Raw genomic sequence first — 15,523 nt, forward strand, 5'->3', positions numbered from 1 at the left:
GCAGCAGATGTTATATGCTGATTTTCAACCTTTTTCCCGGGCTGCAATATGGTGCGTGGTATTGTGATCAGCATGCTGTTGTTGCTGGCTGGCGCGAGCCTGGCAGCGGCACCCAGCCGTATTCAGTGGGCGATCAATGATGCGCCACCTTTCCATATTGTGGCGGGTCCTTATCAGAATAAAGGCATTTGCGATGCGTTGATTGCGGCGGTGCATCGCGCTTTACCGGGAGTGGAGGCCTCTGTTTGGGTGATGCCACAGCCGCGGATCGCACAGGCACTCGGTGATCAGATCAATCTGTGTTTTCCCTGTATGATTTTCCGCGGTGCCCACGACCAACTGGCCAATTTTACGCTACCCACTCATATCTACGAGCCTTATCGCTTACTGAGCAAGCCTGGCATGGCACTTGAACTCAGCAGCCGTTTCGGCAGCCCGGTCGCCTTTGAACGCTTGTTGCAGCAGCGGCAATACCGTTTAGGCTATCCGGCGGGCCGCCGCTACGCCGAATTACAACCTTTGCTGGATCAGTACCCGCCTTTTCTGGCCCGGCCCGGCACCGGTGGCGTGATTGCTATTTTGCAGATGATCCAGGCCGACCGGCTGGACTACACTCTCGATTATCCTATTGTCGCCAATTACTTTAACCGCACTCAGCAAGGGGCCCTGAGCAGTTTGCCAATTCTGGAGCAACAGCAAGACCATATTCCCGGCGCGATCGGCTGTGCCCGCAGTGACTGGGGTAAGCAGGTAGTGCAGATGATTAACGGTGTGATGCCGCAGGTGCGTCAGGATCCGGAATTTATCGAGGTATTAAACTTATGGGCGGGTGAGCAGTCTGAGGCTTATCAGCAGTTTAACCAGCGCCAGTTAGCGCGACCCGAATATCAGGTACCCAGCGCTCAGCCTTAGCCAACAGCGAATTTTCAGCACGATGCGACTTGGCGTGCTGCGGCTTACAGGGTAACATCCGGCTGCGTAGTTTGCCGTACAGCAGTTAACAGAGAAGTCATATGCCAGCACAACAACTTAAACAAGATGGTGATTTTTTAGCACTAACCCTGGCAAACCCCGATGGGTTATCGCCGGCGCACTTTAGCCTCGACAATGGTACTCAGGTTGAAATCTGGGATACCGGCGTCATTTATTTTGAACCTGAGCAAAGTGGTCAGCAGGATATCGTGCTCAGTTGTGGCGTACATGGTAATGAAACGGCACCGATAGAGATCTGCGCCGCGCTGGTGCGGGATCTGTTGCTTGGTAAGCTACAGCTGAGCGAGCGGTTACTGGTATTATTTGGTAATCCGGCGGCGATTAATAACGGCACGCGGGAGATTGAAGAGAACTTAAACCGCTTGTTCTCCGGCCATCATAGCAAGGGCGCAGGGCTGATTAATGCCGAGCGGCGCCGGGCGCAGGCATTAGAAAATTATGTCAGCCGTTTTTATCAGCTGGGCGGTGAGGGCCGCGAGCGCGCGCTCTATGATCTGCATACCGCTATTCGCGGCTCGCGCTTTGAAAAATTTGCTGTTTGTCCATTCCTGCACGGTAAACCCTGGAAAAAAGCTCAATTTCAGTTACTGGCAGCCTGTGAAGTCAGCACGGTATTGCTGATGCAAACCCCGGCCAGTACCTTTAGTTATTATGCCTCTAATAGCCATGGTGCCGATGCCTTTACCGTTGAGCTGGGTAAGGTGCGTCCCTTTGGTGAAAATGATATGCGGCGCTTTGCCAAAGCCGAGCAGACGCTGCGGGCGCTGGTTAGCGGGGCCTTGCCGCCGTTTAGCGAGTTCAGGCAAGCCGATTTTCAGCTGTACGAGGTGTATCGCAGTATTAATAAGCAAACCCAGGATTTCAAACTGCATTTTGCCGATGATGTGGAAAACTTTACCAGTTATCCGCTGGGATCCTTGCTGGCGACGGATGGCGATTTGGAATACCGGGTCGAACGTGAAGGTGAGGCCATTATCTTCCCGAATGCTAAGGTAGCGATCGGACAACGGGCGATGCTGATGGTGGTACCCAAAGATATCAGCGGCCAGTTGATTTAGTGGCGAAAAGCAGACACTGAGTAAATATAACCTGACAGCTAGGTTGCTGCTCAGGTTTTTTTATGCCCGCCGGCGGTTGCAATGCAGTTTACGTAAAGGTAAAGTTCGGCGCAAAAATTTAAGTTAAAACCGGAATGTCTGCGGTGTGATACCTGCGCCACGACGTGTCGGACGCGACTATAATCTATAAAAAACAACCAAGAGACTCCTTATGACTAATCCAAATAACGCCACCATTACCACGGTGCACCGCGCGGAGTTCACTGCCAGTGATGCGTTAAAAATACCTACCTTAAGGATCCTGCAAGACGATGGCAGTCTGTATGACGGGGCAACAGCGCCAGAGTTAGATAAAGACACCGCATTAAAGATGTACGACACCATGGTGTTTATCCGGGTGTTGGATGAGCGGATGCTGGCCGCACAGCGCCAGGGCCGGATCAGCTTCTATATGCAGTGTTTAGGGGAAGAAGCGACCACGGTCGGCAGTGCCGCCGCACTGAGCGATCAGGATATGATTATGGCGCAATACCGGGAGCAGGGCGCCTTGCGCTATCGCGGTTTTACGCTGGAACAATTTATGAACCAGTTGTTCTCGAATGAGAAAGATCTGGGTAAAGGCCGGCAAATGCCGGTGCATTATGGCTCTAACGCCATTAACTATATGACCATTTCGTCGCCGCTGGGCACGCAAATTCCGCAGGCTTCAGGCTATGCCTATGCCCAGAAGCTGCGTGGTCTGGATGCGCTGACGCTGTGCTACTTTGGTGAAGGCGCCGCCTCTGAAGGCGACTTCCATGCCGGTTTAAACATGGCCGCGGTGCATAAAGCGCCGGTGCTGTTTTTCTGCCGCAATAACGGCTATGCCATTTCGACGCCGGCCAATGAGCAGTTTGTCGGTGACGGCATTGCCTGCCGCGCGGTCGGTTATGGTATCAAAGCCATTCGCGTGGACGGTGCCGATATTCTGGCGGTGTATCAGGCCACTAAAATGGCCCGTGACTATGCGCTTAAGCACAACGAGCCGGTATTACTGGAGTCGATGGCTTACCGCTTAGGGGCACACTCCTCATCAGATGACCCGAGCGGTTATCGCTCCAAAGAAGAAGAAGCGCTGTGGCGTAAAAACGATCCGATCGCGCGCTTTAAAGCCTGGTTGCTAAAGCAAGGCTGGCTGGATGAAGCTGCCGATAACGCCAAAACTGAGCAGCTGCGCGCCGATATCCTGGACGCGTTAAAGGTGGCGGAGAAAGTCGCCAAGCCTGGTATTGAACACTTGATCTCTGATGTCTACGCCGAGCCTATCCCGGCTTTGCAACAACAACTGGATGAATTAAAAGCACATATCCGCAAATATCCGGATGCTTATCCTATTACTGCCGGGAGACTCGACTAATGGCAAAAATGAATATGTTACAGGCCATTAATAATGCGCTGGATCTGGCGATGGCCAAAGACGATGGCGTGGTCTGCTTTGGTGAAGACGTCGGCCATTTCGGCGGCGTGTTTCGTGCCACCAGCAAGCTGCAGGAAAAATATGGCAAGGCCCGCTGCTTTAATACGCCGCTGACTGAGCAGGGCATTGCCGGCTTTGCTAATGGTATGGCGGCGCAGGGGATGAAGCCGGTGGCTGAGATCCAGTTTGCTGACTATATCTTCCCGGCCTTTGACCAGATCGTCAACGAAACGGCCAAGTTCCGTTACCGCTCGGGTAATGAATTTAACGTTGGTGGCTTAGTATTCCGCACCCCTTATGGTGGCGGTATTGCCGGTGGTCATTACCACAGCCAGAGCCCGGAAGCCTATTTTGCCCATACGCCGGGCCTGAAAATCGTGGTACCGCGTGACCCTTATCAGGCCAAAGGTTTGCTGCTGGCGTCGATCGCCTGCCCGGATCCGGTGATTTTCTTTGAACCGAAGAAACTGTACCGTGCCTCTGTTGGCGAAGTACCGGAAGACTATTACGAGCTGCCCATCGGTAAGGCCGAAGTGCTGCAACAGGGTAAGGATGTAACAGTGCTGGCCTGGGGCGCGCAGATGGAAATCGTGCAAAAGGCGGTAGAAATGGCTGCCGAGCAGGGCGTATCCTGCGAAGTGATTGACCTGCGCAGTATTCTGCCATGGGATGCTGATACCGTTGCGGCATCAGTAAAGAAAACCGGTCGTCTGGTGATTAACCATGAAGCGCCGTTAACCGGCGGCTTTGCCGGTGAAATTGCCGCCACGATTCAGAAAATGTGTTTCCTGCATCTGGAAAGCCCGATCGAGCGGGTTTGTGGCTTAGATACACCATACCCGTTGGCACTGGAAAAAGAATATGTGGCCGATCATCTGAAAACTTTCGAAGCCATTATGCGCTCGGTTAATTTCTAAGGAGTTTTCGATGAAACAGGATTTTATTCTGCCGGATATTGGTGAAGGCATCGTCGAGTGCGAAATCGTCGAGTGGCTGGTGAAAGAAGGCGATGTGATTAAAGAAGATCAGCCAGTTTGTGATGTGATGACCGACAAAGCGCTGGTGCAAATTCCGGCGGTGTATGATGGCGTGGTCAGCAAGCTGTATTACGCCAAAGGCGATATTGCTAAGGTGCATGCGCCATTATTTGAGATGGAAGTGGCTGGTGGCGCTGCAGCCCAGCAAGCTACTACCGGCAACACCACAGCTGTCGCTGCGCCGGTCGCTGCAGTCAGTGCGAATAGCGAAATTACTGAAGACTTTATCCTGCCGGATATCGGTGAAGGTATTGTAGAGTGTGAAATCGTTGACTGGCTGGTTGCGGAAGGCGATACCATCGCAGAAGATCAGCCGGTCTGTGATGTGATGACCGACAAAGCGCTGGTGCAAATCCCGGCCAAATATGCCGGTGTGGTCAGTAAGCTGTACTATGCCAAGGGCGATATTGCCAAGGTGCATGCACCGCTGTTTGCTATTCGCCGCCAGGGTGAAGCAACGGCGACTGTTGCGGCAGCCCAGGTAGCCGCGCCAGCAGTTAGCTCAGTAAACAGCGCTACCGTCACTACTGCCGCAAGACCTGCTGTCAGTCATAGTGCAGCGGCGAAAGGCAGCAAAGCCTTAGCCAGCCCGGCAGTGCGCCGTCTGGCCCGTGAGCTGGGTGTTGATTTACAGTTGGTGCCAGGCTCGGGTGATAAAGGCCGGGTTTATAAAGAGGATGTGCGCGCCTTTGCCCAAGGCACCCCTGTTGCCGCTGTTAGTACGCCGGCCGCCAAACCGGTAGCCGCAGCAAGCACAGCTGTCGTTAGCAGTGCTGAGAACCGGGTTGAACCTATTCGTGGCATTAAAGCGGCGATGGCACGACAAATGGCCGAGTCCGTATCAAGTATTCCGCACTTTACGTATTGCGAAGAAATCGACTTAACCGATCTGATTGCGCTGCGGCTACAACTTAAAGATCAGTATGCCAAACAGGGCGTAAAGCTGACGATGATGCCGTTCTTTATGAAGGCATTGTCGCTGGCGATTAACGAGTTCCCGGTGATGAACAGTCAGCCGAATGCCGACTGTACTGAACTGACCTATTTTAGCGCCCATAATATCGGGGTCGCGGTGGACTCGAAAATTGGCTTGTTGGTACCTAATGTCAAAGGCTGTGAGCAAAAGTCCATTCTGGAAATTGCTGCCGAGCTGACCCGCTTAACCGATGCCGCGCGCGAAGGACGGGTCAGTCCGGCCGATCTGAAAGGCGGCACCATTACCATCAGTAATATCGGTGCTATTGGCGGTACTGTAGCGACCCCCATTATCAATAAACCGGAAGTGGCGATTGTGGCGCTGGGTAAGGTACAAGCCTTACCACGCTTTGCTGCCAACGGCGAGGTTGTGGCACGGCAGCTGATGCAGGTGAGCTGGTCTGGTGATCACCGTATTATTGATGGTGGCACCATTGCCCGCTTTACCAATCTGTGGAAGCAATATCTGGAGCAGCCAAGCAGTATGTTATTGTCGCTGCGTTAACATAGCGAAGGTTCACGGCTGCAGAACAGGCCCCGCAATGCGGGGCCTTTTCATGGTGCGCCGGGCATGGCGCGCAGCGCCTTGACCGGCGCTATCTGCTGACTGTGGTGGTTAGCAGGTGACTTGGAGGTGAAAGTCCTCTACACACCCGGCAAGGGGAAGTGTTAGCTGAACGGCAAGGGTGCCTATCGTGAGGTAGGATCTGAAGGAAGCTGAAAGCAAAATGCTGGCCTGACGAACAGGAAGCGGTTTAGGCGTTGTAGCAGGGTAAGGTGGCCATTATCACTAAAGCCCAATACTTGCATGGAATGCTGCAACGTAAAGCCGACAGGCATAAGCAGGAAGGTCGCGCGAATTACCCCGGGAGGTCTGATGGTCTGCCAAAGTGCTACTAACATCGGAAGGTGTTGGGATGGGCCATCAGAAGTCAGCCGAGGCCGTAGTAGTGCTGAAACCAACAGCATGAAGGGCTGAACATGTTTAACCGCGATTAGGACATTGGACCTCGATGCTGATTGATGATGCACAAGCGCAGGAAACTGCGGCCATGAATAGCAGATGCGAACAGAATTCGCCGACGCGGCATTATGGTGCTGAAATTAACACGGCGGCCAATGGGCGAACGAAAGCGGAAGTACCGCTGACGATGGAAGCGGTGATAACCCGAGATAACCTGATGCTGGCGTATCAGCGAGTGGTGGAAAACAAGGGTGCAGCAGGGGTTGATAACCTGAGTGTATCGGCATTAAAGCCATGGCTGAAAGCACACTGGCCAAGTGTCAGAGAAGCACTGATAACGGGTAGCTATCTGCCACGGAGGATACGCAAAGTCGATATTCCCAAGCCAAATGGCGGGATAAGGACACTGGGTATACCGACCGTAGTGGACAGACTCATCCAGCAAGCGATAGCGCAAGTGCTCACGCCTCACGTTGAGCCCGGCTTCTCACACTCCAGTTATGGCTTCAGAGCAAACCGCAATGCATGGCAAGCTGTGCGCCAAGCGCAGCAGTACATCCATAGCGGCAAACGCTGGGTTGTGGATATGGATTTAGAGAAGTTCTTTGACCGGGTAGACCACGACATCCTGATGTCGAGGTTAGCCCGAATCATCAAAGATGACCGGTTACTCAAACTCATCCGCCGATATCTGGAAGCAGAAATGGTAGATGAGCAGGGTGTGTTAAAACGTGATAAGGGTATGCCACAAGGCGGACCGCTGTCACCACTGTTATCAAATATCCTGCTGGACGAACTGGACAAGGAGCTTGAACGGCGCGGACATAGCTTCTGCCGCTATGCGGATGACTGCAACATCTATGTCAGTAGTCAAAAGGCAGGCGAGCAGGTGCTTTGCAGCATCGGTGAATTCTTAGAGAAAACATTGAAGCTGCAGGTGAATGAGCAGAAAAGTGCAGTCGCCAGGCCCTGGGAGCGCAAGTTCCTGGGATATAGCTTCACCAAGCACCAGGTCGTGCGACTGAAAATTGCGCCAAGCAGTGTAGACAGGCTGAAAGATAAAATCCGAAGTCTGACGACAGGAAACGGCTCAAAGTCAGTGGCAAAGGTTATCAGTGAATTAACACCGGTGCTGCGAGGATGGATAAGCTACTTCCGCCTGACCGAAGTCAAAGGCGTGCTTGAGGAGCTGGATGGTTGGATACGGCGCAAACTACGTTGCTTGTTATGGCGACAATGGAAGCGACCTTACACCCGAGCCAGAAAGCTAATGAAAGCGGGTCTTGATGAAGTCAGGGCGTGGGCGTCAGCTTGTAATCAACGCGGAGCGTGGTGGAACTCGGGGGCCAGCCACATGAATCAGGCATATAAGAAAAGTCTGTTCCAGAACAGTTATTTAGTATCACTGCTGGATTGCCACCGGCAGTTCCAGTGTTAACATGAACCGCCGTATGCGGAACCGCACGTACGGTGGTGTGAGAGGACGGCGGGAGTGATCCCGCCTCCTACTCGATTTGGTAACGATGAGGTTAATTTCAGGTTGAATCTTTTAATGCTTTAAGATAAGGTCTTAATTCGTTTGATTTTTTACTATAACGCTCCCGTCCTTAAAGGAATAAAGATGAAACAACTTAGCCTGCTGCTTTGCGCAGTAATAACGCTCAGTGCCTGCCAAACTACAACCCAACCTAGCCCGGATGCGCGTTTCGCTAGTCTGCCGGTAACCAATCAACCGCACGCTAGTGGCCTTTTTAGAGATTTAGCCAGATTAGGACCGAGGTACCCGGTGGAAGAGGCGAGAGCCGGTGGTGAAGGCTGTGCCACTATTGAGTATGTTGTGACACCAGATTATCAGCTGCATGACGTGGTTGCCCTGGATGCCTCAAACCGCTTTTTTGCCCGTGAAGCCAAGGCGGCGATCCTAAAGTGGCAATGGCAGCAACTGCCAGCCGGCTTATTAACTGAGCCGGTAAAATTGCAAACCCGCTTTGAGTTCTGTCTGGAAACGGTTGAGGGACGTTGCGACCCTGAACAACTCAATGCCCGCACCCAGTGTCGCGGTGACGATATGTTGCCTGCCGTAGGCTACCGAGTATTGGTTCGCAGCTAACGTTGAAACTTCGGGGTCAGATCATGATCTGTTGGGGCAGCCTCTACGCTGCCCCAATAAACTTAATACTGCCGTTTTAAAACCTGATCGCCCAGTACCAGTAACGCAGGGGTTAAAAACAGCGTCAGTAAGGTGGCAAAGGTTAAACCGCCGGCGATGGCACTGGATAATTGCGTCCACCACATGGTGGAGGGCGCACCAAAGCCCAGGCTGGGCTCCAGCAAATTAACATTGACCGCCAGCACCATTGGCATTAAGCCCAGCACAGTGGTAATAGAGGTTAGTAATACCGGGCGTAAGCGCAAGGTACCCGTTTCCAGTGCGGCCTCGATACTGTTTAGCCCTTGTTGCCGCAGTTGGTTATAGGTATCAATCAAGACGATATTATTATTTACCACGATACCGGCCAGCCCGATAATCCCCATTCCCACCATGACGATACCAAAGGGCTGGGCATTAATCAGTAATCCCAGCAAGACACCCGCTGTGGAGAGCACGATAGCCGACAGGATCAGCAGCGTTTGATACCAGCTATTAAATTGCACCAGTAAAATCATCAACATCAAAAATATCGCAATAAAGAAGGCGCTGATTAAAAAGTTCATCGCTTCCTGCTGATCGGCATCTTCACCGGCAGTTTTGATCATAACCCCCTCAGGCAGGACCAGGCCACTGCTGCGCAGTGCCGCCAGCCGCTCGGCCACCTGATAGCCGGGAGCCAGATCGCTTTTAATGGTGACGGCGCGGTTACTGTCAATCCGTCGGATCACACTGGTTTTCTCGCCGGGTTCTAAGCTAACGAAGTTGGTTAGTGGTACCTGACCGCGCGGTGTTTCTACGGTTAAACGCTCAAGCTGGGCTAACGAGCGCCAGTTTGCCGGAAAGCGCACCCGGATATCCACTTCATCGCTGGCATACTCCGGGCGAAACTTCGCCAGCAGCAGGCCATTGCTGACCAGTTGGATCGCATTACCCACTGTCAGCACATCGGCGCCAAAACGGGCGGCTTCAGCACGATCAACGGTTAGCCGCCATTCAATACCAGGTAAACTGCGGTCATCTTCAATATCGATAAAGCCACCTAGTTGCTGCATCCGGGCCAGGATCTGATTGACAGCAGCGTCAATCTGGCTGCTGTCTTCGGCACTAACTTGCAGCTCTATCGGCTTGCCACCGGCCGGGCCTTCCTGTTGCTGGCGAAATGCCAGGATCAGGCCGGGCAGGTCAGCGGTGCGCTCGCGCATCTCATCCAGGATCACCGCAGCGCGGCGGCGCTGGTGCCAGTCGATAAACTGAAACTGGATAGTACCAATCACATCTGCGGTCAGCTCGCCACTGGCTGCAGCCAGACTGCGGGCATAGAGGGCTTTGACTTCCGGCATGCCGAGTAAGCGTTGTTCGACCTGACGCAGGGATGGCATCTTTTTCATAGATCGACAGATCGCCGCGGGCCCGCACCCATACCTGTGCCGACTCCGGCTCGACTGAGGGGAAAAACTCCAGGCCATGGTTAAACTTGCCATAGGTCAGGTAGATCAGCACCACACCGCTTAAGGCTGCGCAGAGTGTTAACAACGGGCGTTGGATCAAGCGGCCGAGGATGCGGCGATAGAGCAGGGTATATCGGCTGGCGCGGTTTGGTGCGGGCGCGCGCTGGGGCGCTTTATGGCTGGCGGCGCCCATTACCGGTAAAAATACCAATGCCATGGCCAGTGACGCCAGCAAACAGAGGATCACGGTCGCGGGTAAATACAACATAAACTGGCCGACAATACCGGGCCAGAATAGCAGCGGCACAAACACCGCCAGCGTGGTAAAGGTGGACGCAATAATGGGCCAGCTCATCCGATCGGCGGCATTAAGCCAGGCGTCTTTTGGTGTCTGGCCGTCCTGAATATGGCGATCAGCCAGCTCACTGACTACGATAGCGCCATCCACCAGCATGCCGGCTACCAGGATCAGCGAGAACAGCACGATAATATTCATCGTAAAGCCGAGCAGCCAAATCAGCAGGATCCCGGCAAAAAATGCACCTGGGATGGTAATGCCAACCAGTAGCGCCGAGCGCATGCCCATGGTGGCGAGGATCAAAATTAACACCAGCACCACCGCGGTCAGCACATTATTCAATAAGTCAGATAACATCTCTTTGACGTCTTTTGACTGATCCATAATGTAATCAATTTGCATTCCGGGCGGAAACTGGCGCTCTGCCTGTGCAAGCAAGGCCTTGGTTTGCTCGATGGCTGAGATAATATTCGCGCCACTGCGCTTTTTCACTTCCAGTACCAGGGCCGGCTGACCATTAATGCGGGCGAAACTAAGCGGATCTTTAAAGCCGGCATTGACGGTAGCGACATCGGCAAAGGTGAGCACGGTATCGCCACTGACTTTGATTGGGATCGACAGCACATCATTCAGATCTTCAATTATACCCGGCACTTTAATGGCCATCCGGCCGGCACCGGTATCTAAACTGCCGGCGGCAACCAGACGGTTATTATTCGATACCAAACGAAACAGCTGCTGATAATCCAGGCCATAGCTTTGCAACACTTGCGGATCGACGATGATCTCCAGCACATCTTCCCGATCGCCACCAATATCGACCTCCAGAATTTCCGGGATGGCTTCAATTTGTTCCTTTAAGCGCCGGGCGATCCCTACCAGCACCGACTCCGGAACCGGGCCGGACAGACCTATAGATAATACCGGAAACAGCGCCACGTTAATTTCGTTAACGGTGGGTTCCTTCGCTTCGGCTGGCAGTTTAGCGCGCGCAGCGTCCACTTTCACCCGCACATCGGCCAGTGCCTTATCGGCATTAAAGCCGGCATCAAACTCCAGCATCACCGAGGCATGGCCCTCACTGGCGACCGAGGTCATTTTCTTAATGCCTTCCAGTGAACGCAACTCGTGCTCCATCGGCCGAACCAGCAAGCGTTCACCGTCTTCCGGACTGATGCCGTCCAGTGACATCGACACATACATCATTGGGATGGCGACATCGGGGTTGGCTTCTTTCGGGATCACCAGATAGGCACTGATACCAGCGATAAATAAAAACAGTAGCAGCATCAGGCTGGCACGGCTGCGTTGAATAGCGGCAGCGATCAGGCTTCTCATGGCGTGGCCTCGCGCACCACACTGACCTGTTGTCCAACCTCGACAAAGCCGGCTCCCAGGGTGATCAACTCAACCTCTGTTGCCAAGCCACTAACCCAGGCCAACTGATTGTCGGCACTGAGCAGCTGCACCGGATAAAAGGCGACGCGACTTTGCTCTACCGTATAGACGCCAAGCCGGCCTTGCGGATCCAGTTTTAATAGCGCTGGGGATAACGCATGCGCCTGGCGCGCCGAGAGGCTGATCTGCAAGGTGGCACTGGCACCGGCCAACGGCAGCTGTTCGGGGTTAGCAATACTGGCCTCGATATAATAGCTGCGGGTGGCGACATCGGCTGCCGGGCTGATAAAGCTGAGCTCGCCTGATAGCTGGCGGCCATCCAATAAGGTGATAATGACGGCTTGTCCCAGAGCCAGTTCGCTGACTTGCTGTTGCGGTACCTGGGCGCTGGCGCGCAATTTTACGATATCTAACAGCTGAAACAGACTTTGGCCGGGCTGTACCAGCGCGCCGGGCTCGATCAAACGTCGTCCCAGTACGCCGTCAAAGGGTGCAACCGGGTTTTGATGTTGTACCGCCAGTTGGGCATCGGTGAGAGCGGTTTCGGCCAGGCGTAATTCGTTGGTTAACCGTGCCAGTTCGGTTTCAGAGACAAACTGCCGTTGCTTTAACGCTGTCGCGCTTTGCAGTTCGCTCTGGCGCAGCGCCAACAGCGCCTTCGCTTGCTGCAGGCGGCTGTGCCGGCCCTCATCACTCAGTTGTAGTAGCGTGCTGCCGCGGCTGACTGCTGCGCCTTGCTCCACCAGAATGCGCTCAACCTTGCCGCTGATTTGCGCTTTGACTTCCAGCTGATGCCAGGCGGCAAGTTGGCCTTGGAGTTTTAGTTGGGCAGGATAGTCTGTGGCTTGCGAGAGCCGGGTTTGTACGCTAAAGCCTGTCGCCTGCTGCTCAGTTTTGATTGGCGGGGCTTCAGATTGACTACGGTAGTGATTACCCAGCGCCAACCAAAGCAGAAACAGCAGGCTAACGACAATAGCAATCTTAACGGGCGTCAGGCGAGGCATACTCTATCCTTATTGATTTTGCGGTGGTCAGTTGTTGTAACACCTCTGGCAGCGGCTGTTCAGCTTGCACCGGGTAGCCGTGACGCTGCTGCTCGCTCTGTAACGCGGTGAGCCGTTTCTGCAGCGCCGGGTGGCTGGCAAACCAGTCCGGTAGCTGGCTGTTGTCGCTGGCCGCCAGTGTTTGAAAAAAACGCTCTGCGCCGCCGATATGACCATAATGACAATGTAAAATCGCCAGCGCCCTGGCATCGGCGGCCAGTTCCCGCTGCTGCGAGTGGCGCGCCATGCCAAGTTCAGTGGCGGGTAGAAAGATCTGGCCGGCATTCGCATTACCGGTAAGGGTAGCGCTTAGCACGGCCAGCACCAGGCCGCGGCCCAGGCCCCGTAAATGATCGCGTTGTTCCAGATGTGCCAGCTCATGGGCCAGCAAAAAGGCCAGGGCATTCTCGGTGTGCAGTTGCGTCAGTAAGCCCCGATATACCAACATGCTGCCACCTGGTAAAACACCGGCATTAACCAGTGGCTGGTCAAGATAACTGACGCGTACCGGATAGGCCAGGGCAGTGCATTGCTGTAGCTGATCGCTTAGTTGCTGTAATTGCTGCTGCACGGGCGATGATGCACTGTGTTGCTGCCATTGCCCAAACCATTGATATTCGAGCTTAGGATCAAGCTGGGAAATGGCTTTATCTACCGCCAGGCCCAGTAACCAATACAGTAATAGTAGCAACAGTGTCAGGGCGGAGCCGATCAGCAGCAAATCCGCCAGCGGGCGCTGGCGGCTGACGTTAACATTGGTTTTGGGCAGGCGCGGCTGATAGGCCATCTGGCAGCCTTAATGTGTTATCGATTGCAGCGACGCAGCTAATACCGATGCGGTGGCGGCGGTAGTGGCTGTTTGGACGCGACCATAGATGGCAGTGCCATAGGCCAGGAGCTCAACCGAACCTATACCATTGCCAGCGGCATTATGGATAGCCGAGGTTTCAATCCGGATATTAATCAGTTGACAGGCATCCGGACATTGTTGTTTTAAACGCAGTATGGCTTCCCGTCTGGCACGATCAATCAGGGTTTCATAGCTGGCCACCGGGCCGCCAACCAGGCTGCGCAGGATGGCAACAACGCGCTTAAAGTAGTCAATTGAGATCACCACACTGCCGGCAAGCAATTCGACCCGCGTAATGTCTTGCATCGGCAGCAGCAAGTCACGACTGTTGCTGTGTGGCAGGTTTTGTAGCTGCTGTTCCCGCTCAATAATACTGCGGTAATGGCGCCGCTCCAGCCACTGACCGGACAGATAGCCGAGCAGCAGTAGTGTCAGAAAAGTCAGTAATGGCAGCATCGTCAGCCAACCCGCACTGCAGTGCCGTAAACGTAAATTTCAGCTGCGCCAGCGGCGATGGAGGAAGTAGAAAACCGCACATTGATGATCGCATTGGCACCCAGCTCGGCGGCTTGCGCCTGCATGCGCTTGATCGCTTCATCACGTGACTCGTTTAGAAGCTCAGTATAGCCGCGCAGCTCGCCACCAAACACATTTTTAATACCAGCCATAATATCGCGGCCAACATGCTTGGCACGCACCGTACTGCCAGACACTACGCCATAACAATCAATAATAGTTTTGCCGGGCACGGTTTCAATATTGGTCATATACATCGGATTATCCCTAATTTACTGTGTCAGACTATCTTACGCTGCAGCAGGGCAAATAGCAGCGATCGACATAATTTTTTACACTTTTTCTGGTCAGTTGCTCGTTGCCAGTTGCCGGAGCTTAAGTGCTTAGCGCAACAGCCAGATAGTCGACCAACTGCCGTACCTTGGCCGACAGATGGCGGTTTTGCGGATACAGCGCCCAGATGCCGTCATCCGGCTGGCGGTACGCCCCTAACACTTCAACCAGGCTGCCATTCGCCAACTCATCACTGATATAGTAATCCGGCAGCTGCGCCAGCCCGAGGCCACAGAGGGCGGCATCTTTTAATGCTAAACCACTATTACACTGCAGCCGGCCGCGCGGACGATACGATACGGTTTTCTGTTGTTCGGCAAAGCGCCAGATATTGACGGTACCTATCAGGCACTGATGTTGGTCCAGATCCGCTAACGACTCTGGCGTGCCCTGGGCGGCCAGATAGGCTGGCGCGGCAACCAGATACTGGCGCCGGCTGGCCAGTCGCCGCGCAATCAGGCTGGAGTCGGTTAACTGCCCGAGCCGTAGCGCCAGATCAAAGCCGCCTTGCACCAGATCCAGCTTATCGTTGGTGAGCACCAGTTCCAGCTCAAGTTCAGGGTAACGCTGTAAAAAGCGATGGAGTAGCGGGGAGAGTCGGGTTTCTCCGTAGAATACGGGTGCCGTCACCTTTAGCAGGCCGCGTGGCGACGCCGTAAGATTGGCCATGGCGCGGTTGGCTTCGGCCAGACTGCTGACCAAATGCCGGCAATGTTGTAAATACAGCAAGCCTTCTGCCGTCAGGCTGACGCTGCGGGTAGAGCGGTATAGCAGTTTTAACGCCAGTTGTTGCTCCAGCGCGGCTATATTGCGGCTAACCTGCGCCACCGACAGGCCAAGTTGGCGTGCTGCCTTAGTAAAGCTTTGCTGTTCCGCCACCGCCACGAATTCACTGATCCCTTGCCATTCACTCATCTTTATTATTACGTTTATGCAAAACTGCTTTGTATTTTAGCGTTATTCTGCCGTATATGGAAAAAATCCTAACTGCGCTATAGTGTC

General features: G+C 53.9%; 13 protein-coding genes and 1 pseudogene. 7 read left to right on the forward strand and 7 right to left on the reverse strand.

The features are described from left to right. Positions 1-48: 48 nt before the first annotated feature. The 7 genes from AJE_RS17415 (at position 49) to AJE_RS17445 (ending at position 8,593) form a co-directional block, all read left to right on the forward strand. Positions 49-912: an ABC transporter substrate-binding protein gene (locus tag AJE_RS17415; protein ID WP_008951957.1), complete on the forward strand. Its 864-nt coding sequence runs from the start codon at positions 49-51 to the stop codon at positions 910-912. A 101-nt stretch (positions 913-1,013) separates the two neighbouring features. Beyond that, entirely contained in the window at positions 1,014-2,051 is a 1,038-nt protein-coding gene (gene astE / locus AJE_RS17420) for a succinylglutamate desuccinylase (protein WP_008951958.1), read from the forward strand. Between the two features lie 211 nt (positions 2,052-2,262). Continuing rightward, complete coding sequence (locus AJE_RS17425; protein ID WP_008951959.1) at positions 2,263-3,447, forward strand: thiamine pyrophosphate-dependent dehydrogenase E1 component subunit alpha; 1,185 nt, start codon at positions 2,263-2,265, stop codon at positions 3,445-3,447. Then, positions 3,447-4,424, forward strand: coding sequence for an alpha-ketoacid dehydrogenase subunit beta (locus tag AJE_RS17430; protein ID WP_008610385.1), 978 nt, complete (start codon positions 3,447-3,449; stop codon positions 4,422-4,424). The genes AJE_RS17425 and AJE_RS17430 overlap by 1 nt, the downstream gene beginning before the upstream one ends. A gap of 10 nt (positions 4,425-4,434) precedes the next feature. Beyond that, positions 4,435-6,024, forward strand: a complete 1,590-nt coding sequence (locus AJE_RS17435) for a dihydrolipoyllysine-residue acetyltransferase (RefSeq protein ID WP_008951960.1) — start codon at positions 4,435-4,437, stop codon at positions 6,022-6,024. 547 nt (positions 6,025-6,571) lie between these two features. Beyond that, positions 6,572-7,921 carry a group II intron reverse transcriptase/maturase gene (gene ltrA, locus AJE_RS17440; protein WP_237709393.1) on the forward strand — a complete coding sequence of 450 codons (1,350 nt, stop codon included), beginning with the start codon at positions 6,572-6,574 and terminating at the stop codon, positions 7,919-7,921. Between the two features lie 183 nt (positions 7,922-8,104). Beyond that, positions 8,105-8,593 (forward strand): energy transducer TonB, encoded by a 489-nt coding sequence (locus AJE_RS17445; RefSeq protein ID WP_008951962.1) that lies wholly within the window; start codon positions 8,105-8,107, stop codon positions 8,591-8,593. Positions 8,594-8,655: 62 nt separating this feature from the next. Here AJE_RS17445 and AJE_RS18965 read toward each other — a convergent pair whose 3' ends face one another. The 7 genes and pseudogenes from AJE_RS18965 to AJE_RS17475 all read right to left on the reverse strand — a co-directional run bounded on the left by AJE_RS18965 (position 8,656) and on the right by AJE_RS17475 (position 15,436). Then, positions 8,656-10,014, reverse strand: a complete 1,359-nt coding sequence (locus AJE_RS18965; RefSeq protein WP_337445662.1) for an efflux RND transporter permease subunit — start codon at positions 10,012-10,014, stop codon at positions 8,656-8,658. A gap of 58 nt (positions 10,015-10,072) precedes the next feature. Then, positions 10,073-11,719: pseudogene (locus tag AJE_RS18970) on the reverse strand (efflux RND transporter permease subunit); the annotation flags it as partial. After that, complete coding sequence (locus AJE_RS17455; protein ID WP_008610392.1) at positions 11,716-12,783, reverse strand: efflux RND transporter periplasmic adaptor subunit; 1,068 nt, start codon at positions 12,781-12,783, stop codon at positions 11,716-11,718. The gene AJE_RS17455 and the pseudogene AJE_RS18970, both read right to left, overlap by 4 nt. Further along, positions 12,761-13,609, reverse strand: coding sequence for a M48 family metallopeptidase (locus tag AJE_RS17460; RefSeq protein WP_008610394.1), 849 nt, complete (start codon positions 13,607-13,609; stop codon positions 12,761-12,763). Before AJE_RS17460 ends, AJE_RS17455 begins: the two co-directional genes overlap by 23 nt. Before the next feature lie 9 nt (positions 13,610-13,618). Beyond that, on the reverse strand, positions 13,619-14,128 hold the full coding sequence (locus AJE_RS17465; protein WP_008610395.1) for a YbjQ family protein: 510 nt from the start codon (positions 14,126-14,128) through the stop codon (positions 13,619-13,621). A 2-nt stretch (positions 14,129-14,130) separates the two neighbouring features. Then, positions 14,131-14,445, reverse strand: coding sequence for a YbjQ family protein (locus AJE_RS17470; protein ID WP_008610396.1), 315 nt, complete (start codon positions 14,443-14,445; stop codon positions 14,131-14,133). Positions 14,446-14,563: 118 nt separating this feature from the next. After that, positions 14,564-15,436, reverse strand: coding sequence for a LysR family transcriptional regulator (locus AJE_RS17475; RefSeq protein ID WP_008610398.1), 873 nt, complete (start codon positions 15,434-15,436; stop codon positions 14,564-14,566). Between the last annotated feature and the right edge of the window lie 87 nt (positions 15,437-15,523).

Origin of the sequence: Alishewanella jeotgali KCTC 22429, assembly GCF_000245735.1 — a bacterium.
In the GTDB taxonomy this organism is placed as follows: domain Bacteria; phylum Pseudomonadota; class Gammaproteobacteria; order Enterobacterales; family Alteromonadaceae; genus Alishewanella; species Alishewanella jeotgali.

Coding starts and splice junctions, on each gene's coding strand:
- AJE_RS17415 (WP_008951957.1), top strand. CDS start 49: ATGGTGCGTGGTATTGTGATCAGCATGCTGTTGTTGCTGGCTGGCGCG.
- astE (WP_008951958.1), top strand. CDS start 1,014: ATGCCAGCACAACAACTTAAACAAGATGGTGATTTTTTAGCACTAACC.
- AJE_RS17425 (WP_008951959.1), top strand. CDS start 2,263: ATGACTAATCCAAATAACGCCACCATTACCACGGTGCACCGCGCGGAG.
- AJE_RS17430 (WP_008610385.1), top strand. CDS start 3,447: ATGGCAAAAATGAATATGTTACAGGCCATTAATAATGCGCTGGATCTG.
- AJE_RS17435 (WP_008951960.1), top strand. CDS start 4,435: ATGAAACAGGATTTTATTCTGCCGGATATTGGTGAAGGCATCGTCGAG.
- ltrA (WP_237709393.1), top strand. CDS start 6,572: ATGAATAGCAGATGCGAACAGAATTCGCCGACGCGGCATTATGGTGCT.
- AJE_RS17445 (WP_008951962.1), top strand. CDS start 8,105: ATGAAACAACTTAGCCTGCTGCTTTGCGCAGTAATAACGCTCAGTGCC.
- AJE_RS18965 (WP_337445662.1), bottom strand. CDS start 10,014: ATGCCATCCCTGCGTCAGGTCGAACAACGCTTACTCGGCATGCCGGAA.
- AJE_RS17455 (WP_008610392.1), bottom strand. CDS start 12,783: ATGCCTCGCCTGACGCCCGTTAAGATTGCTATTGTCGTTAGCCTGCTG.
- AJE_RS17460 (WP_008610394.1), bottom strand. CDS start 13,609: ATGGCCTATCAGCCGCGCCTGCCCAAAACCAATGTTAACGTCAGCCGC.
- AJE_RS17465 (WP_008610395.1), bottom strand. CDS start 14,128: ATGCTGCCATTACTGACTTTTCTGACACTACTGCTGCTCGGCTATCTG.
- AJE_RS17470 (WP_008610396.1), bottom strand. CDS start 14,445: ATGTATATGACCAATATTGAAACCGTGCCCGGCAAAACTATTATTGAT.
- AJE_RS17475 (WP_008610398.1), bottom strand. CDS start 15,436: ATGAGTGAATGGCAAGGGATCAGTGAATTCGTGGCGGTGGCGGAACAG.